This window comes from Streptomyces sp. NRRL F-5126, from assembly GCF_000721265.1.
Classification (GTDB): domain Bacteria; phylum Actinomycetota; class Actinomycetes; order Streptomycetales; family Streptomycetaceae; genus Streptomyces.
Genome location: NZ_JOFZ01000053.1, coordinates 1 through 707 on the forward strand (window position 1 = coordinate 1; position 707 = coordinate 707).

The 707-nt window shown below is 70.3% G+C and carries 1 protein-coding gene; it reads right to left on the reverse strand.

The genetic code is table 11. The features are described from left to right. The coding region (locus IH48_RS0132250; RefSeq protein ID WP_030912917.1) for a ParA family protein at positions 1-589 on the reverse strand (589 nt) is incomplete at its 3' end. Positions 590-707 lie beyond the last annotated feature (118 nt).

The following is a 707-nucleotide window of genomic DNA, read 5'->3' on the forward strand; positions in this document are numbered from 1 at the left end:
CCCCCAGGAAGCTCAGCTCCGAGTTGCCCAGGTCGTCCCCGGAAGCCGCCACGAAGTCCCGGTACCTCACCGCGGCCTCGATGCTGTCGTACTCAGGCTCCGTGCTGGCCAGGGCGAAGTGAGCGGCCCCCAGAGCCATCTGGGTCAGGTGCCCGAGCGAGGGCGGGCAGTCGATCAGGACGTAGTCGAGAGCGTCGTCCGTGCCCTTCAGCGCCTTCGCCAGCCGCCGCCAGGCGCCCTTCATCCCGGCCTCGGTCGCCCGGTCCTCCAGGGTGTACCGGGCGGGGATCAGCCTGATCCGCTCCGCGTACGGCGTTGTCCAGCCGATCGGCTGCCAGACTTCGGCGGCCTGGCCGTCGTAGACGACCTTCGGCGGGGTGCTGCTGTACTCCACTGCCTCAGCGGCGGTCAGTTGCGGGGCCTCAGGGTCGTCCTTCCACCCCAGCCGCCGCGACGCGTTGCCCTGCGGGTCGAAGTCGACCACGCCGACCCGCTTCCCGCTCTTGGCGAGGGCTTCGGCCAGGCGCACGGCCAGGGTCGACTTCTTCGCCCCGCCCTTGTTGTTGCCGATCGCCACGCGTGTCGCCATCGGTCCTCCTTCGTCGGTGTCGTCGGAAGCGTAGAGGCTGGCTCGTGGCCCCACGAGGCCGCGGGGCCGCGCCACCACCAATGGGTGACCCGAAAGCCCTCGTGCATCTCCTTATGGG